Raw genomic sequence first — 4146 nt, 5'->3', positions numbered from 1 at the left:
CCTCATAAGCCGCAGGCTCACCCGCGAATCCACCCCGAACTGGCGCGACACCTGAATCTCGAACCAAACAATCTCGGCGGGACAAAACGCTCTTTTAGGAGGGGGCGAATCCCTGATCGAGGTGTTGGATCAAGCTGGGTGGTGCTGTCCGCCGCAATGGAGCTCAAGTTGCCCTGGGCGTTCGTCCTGCGGTTGCCGGAATCCGCCACGACCCCGACGAACAGCTCCCACATCTCCCCTTCTAGCGGGAACCCGGACGCGGGTACCGGCGAGATGCCGACGATCGAGCGGACCTGCGAGGGGGCGTCCAGCAACATCAGCTGGGCGTCGCAGGCCAGATGAATCTTGCCGGTCAGGCCACCCCGGCCCGGGAACTTCCAGACGATCCCGTGAGGCACCCGGTCGTCCAGACGCTTGCGTCCACGCAAAAGCCTCGCCGGTGCTGACCAGGAAGCACACCAGCGGGTGGAACCCGAAACCGCCCTTGTATGTGGGGGCGTGGCTACGGCGACGTCATTTGGGACCACCGAGGCGCGTCTTGAAGCGGCCCCGATCTGTAAAGATCGTCTCCTGTGAAAGTGGCCTGGAATGGGCCCACTTGGCCCTTCTGGCTCGTCACTCGTGGGGCCAGTTCAGGTCGTCGCGGTACAGGCTTCACAAGTTGGGCCCGCCGGAGGCGCCTCGGTGGAGCCGGAAGAGCACGCCGCAGCCAACCGACACAGGCAGTGGGACCAGGCCATCCCCGAACCAGAAGGGCTGACCTGTCCTGACCAGCCTCGAATCAACTGGAGGGGCTCACAGAGGCCTTCCCGGGTGTTGCTTGCGCCGGCAGCTGAGAGCTTGTGGCAGCGGCGGAGGGGGTTGGTGGGGTCGCGAGGGTGGGCAGCAGCCGATTGTGCAGCAAGGTAGTGAGGTCGTGGATGGTGGTGCCGCTGCGCAGAAATTCCATTGGTGGGATGTCGATGTTGAACTGCTGTCGCACCGTGACGAGGAGCTCGGTGGCCATCAAGGAGTCGAGCCCGTATTCATCGAGCCGGCGGTGAGGGTCGAGTGCGTCAGGTTCGGTCTGCATGGCAGCGGCGAGGTTCCGGGTGACGGCCTGCTGTAGAGCGGCGCGGGAGTCCTCAGGTGACATGGCCGTCAGGGAGGCCAGGAACTCCTCCTGGCTTTGGCCGTCGATCTCTTCATCGGCGGGGACGAGCAGGGTGTACCGCGGAGCGGTGACGTTAGGCAGCAGGGTGCGGAGCCGGCTCCAGTTGCAGCGCGCGGCGCCGGCCACGGGAATGTTCCGGGTGAGCACGTCGTCGGCGGTGGCGAAGGCGTCCTTGAGTTTGAGTGGTTCCAGGCCTACGGCGGTGAGCTGGCCCGTGAGGTTGTTGCGGAAGACGTATCCGGTCTCGTCGAGGGCTCCCCAGGCGATGGCCTGAGCCGACAGCCCGGCCTGCCGTCGCTGTCGGGCCAGAGCATTGAGGTAGAGGTTTCCCGCTGCGTAGGGAGCTTGGTGGATGTTGCCGATATCGGCAGCCATGGAGGAGTACAGGAGGAACAGGTCGAGGTCCCGGTTGCGGGTGAGCCGGTCCAACACCATGGCTCCCTGAACCTTGGGAGCCAGCACCTCCGAGAAGCGCTCGCCGGTCAGCTCGTCCAGTGGTGCGTCATCGAGGTGCATGGCGCAGTGCACCACACCGCGCAGCCGGTGCGCGCCGGCATCGAGGTCGTCGAAGAAGGTGCGCATCGCCGCCTCGTCGGTGACGTCGCCGGAATAGGCGCGTGCCTGCACTCCGCGTCGGGCCATTTCCTCCAGGAGTTCCGGTGCCTCAGGTGCGAGGTGGCCTCGGCGGCTGACCAGGGCCAGATGGCGGGCGCCTCGCTCGGCGAGCCAGCGGGCAGTAGCCGCGCCGAAACCGCTGAGTCCGCCGGTGATGAGGTAGGTACCATCCGGGTCCAGCCGCATCTGTTCAGGGCGGGGTTCCACTGCCGGCTGCTCGTCCAGGGAGTCGAAGGCGACGACGACCTTCCCGGTATGTCGGGAATGCTGCATCAGCGCGAACGCTTCATCGACCCGGGCGGCGGGGTAGGTGCTGTGCAGCAGGGGGCGGTAGTCACCGGCCTCCACATGGTGGCCTACCTGCTCCACGAGCCTGCGCGCCGCCTCGGGCTGTTGAGTCAAGGCGGTCAGGTCGACGCCGAAGAACGCCAGGTTGTTCTTGAAGGGGCGCAGGGAGAGCGGATTGTTCTCGAGGATGTCGAGTTTGCCGAGCTCGACGAACCGTCCGCCTGGACGCAGCAGTTCCAGGCTGCGGCTGATGGCTTCCCCGGCCAGCGAGTTCACGACGACGTCGACGCCTTGGCCATCGGTGAGGTTCTTGATCTGGGGGGCGAAGTCGAGGCTGCGTGAGTCGAGGACGTGCTGGGCTCCGAGCAGGTGCAGTAGTTCGCGTTTGGCTTCGCTGCCGGCGGTGGCGATGACGTGCGCACCTCTTTGGGCGGCGAACTGCAGTACGGCAAGCCCGATGCCACCTGCTCCGCCGTGAACCAGCACCGTCTCACCCTTGCGCAGCCGTGCCAGGTGCTCAAGGCTGTAGTGGACGGTCGAGAAGGCTACGGGGAGTGTGCAGGCATCTTCGAAGGCCATACCTTCGGGCATGTGGCACACCGCTTGCGCTGGTGCGGTGGTGTGGGAAGCGAGCGTGCCGGCAGCCAGTGCGTAGACATTGTCGCCGATGCTCAGCCCGGTCACGCGGTCGCCGACGGCGGTGACCACACCGGCACATTCGAGGCCGGGGACGGGGCTCGGGTCGCGCTCCAGGGCCTCGGGGGGAAGAAGTCCGGTCGCGGCCATGATGTCGCGGTAGTTCAGGGCGGCGGCACGCACGGCGATCGTCACCTCCTCGGGCCCCGGGACTGGCGGAGCTACCTCCTCCCAGACGAGTTGGTAGGACAGTCCGGGCTTTCGGACGCTGAGGGCGTAGGAGTGGGGCGGCTGGGGTGTGGTGGCGGGCAGCGGCAGGAGGCGAGGGACGAACCGGCCGCCGCGGGTGAGGGCCACTTCGTCTTCCTCGGTGCAGGCACGTAGTTCGTCGGCCAGCCGCCTGGCGTCGGAGTCCTGCTCGGTGGATCGTTCCAGGCTGATACGGCGTACCTGGAGGTCGGGAAACTCGTTGGCCAGGGTGCGTGCGGCGCCCCAGGCGGCGGCATCGGCCACATGGGTGGGGTTCTCGGGCGAGGGCAGTGCGCCACTGGGCCGGGTGACCAGCCATAGCCAGCCCGGGGACTCTGAGGCCAGCTGTTGGCAGGCGTGTGCCGTGGCGCGCATGAGTGCAGCACGCCGGGTGGTGTGGGCTGTAGCCATCTGACCTGGTGGAAGACCTCTCGGGCCGCATAGCGTTTGAGGCAACGGACGATTTCGCGACGGGTCTTGCCCTCCTTGATGCGGCGCTCATAGTAGTCCTGAGCGCGCGGGGTCGACGGCCCCGCAGGAGCGATCACCATCACCATCCGCGGAGCATCCCCGCGGGGGCGCGGGGTCGACGCGGCTGATCAAAACTACGGTCGACGTGTACGGGCACCTCGTCCACCCCGCCTGGAACCACGGCGAGACAATCCTGCGAGCAGCTGTTCGGCCCGCCTCCACGTCCACGTCAGACGAGAAGTCGCATCCGGGAGACGCAACTCGTCCACAGATGCCAGCGCTGACACCCGTCGTCACCGGGCGGTCGTTCACCGAGGCTCGCCCGTGCCGGGCGGGGAGCGGAAGCGGTTCAAAGCGACAGCTCGGTCCTGGAACCGGGAACGGGACATCCGAGAGACCATCCGCCACATTTCTCTCTCTTCTGCGATGTCCTGTGGCAGGTCAAGGCCCATGGCCTGAGCCAATGGGTGGCGCCCCAGGTTGACCAGTGCGCGGACGGCTGCCGCCCATTCATCAGTCGCTGCAACCGCGGCTCGATACCAAAGCGGGCACAGAACACAGAGGACGCCGGCCGTGCCGAGGAGAACTGGAGGATCGGCACTATCAACCGACGTGGCACACAGGGCCATGGCGACGAGGACTGAGCCTTTTCAGCGTTGTCGCTCCAGGGTGAGGATGGCGGCGGCGATTGACGACATGCGGTTGGGGCTGCACCGGGCTTTGCGGAAGATCCG

Annotated in this window: 2 protein-coding genes and 1 pseudogene; 1 reads left to right on the top strand and 2 read right to left on the bottom strand. The window is 66.6% G+C overall.

What is annotated here, in order from left to right; translation table 11 throughout:
* Positions 1-156 precede the first annotated feature (156 nt).
* Complete coding sequence (locus ACIA8X_RS46810) at positions 157-342, top strand: hypothetical protein (protein ID WP_399460795.1); 186 nt, start codon at positions 157-159, stop codon at positions 340-342.
* A gap of 439 nt (positions 343-781) precedes the next feature.
* On the opposite strand, the gene ACIA8X_RS46805 is transcribed toward ACIA8X_RS46810, so the two are convergent.
* Together ACIA8X_RS46805 and ACIA8X_RS46800 are read right to left on the bottom strand one after the other, a co-directional pair.
* Entirely contained in the window at positions 782-2887 is a 2106-nt protein-coding gene (locus ACIA8X_RS46805; protein ID WP_399460794.1) for an SDR family NAD(P)-dependent oxidoreductase, read from the bottom strand.
* Positions 2888-4062: 1175 nt separating this feature from the next.
* Positions 4063-4146 (bottom strand): annotated as a pseudogene (locus ACIA8X_RS46800) (IS5/IS1182 family transposase); the annotation flags it as partial.

Origin of the sequence: Streptomyces sp. NPDC051738 (assembly GCF_044453205.1) — a bacterium.
Taxonomy (GTDB): Bacteria; Actinomycetota; Actinomycetes; order Streptomycetales; family Streptomycetaceae; genus Streptomyces.
Note: the sequence above shows the minus strand (reverse complement) of the source record. Positions and strands in the feature narration are given on the sequence as shown.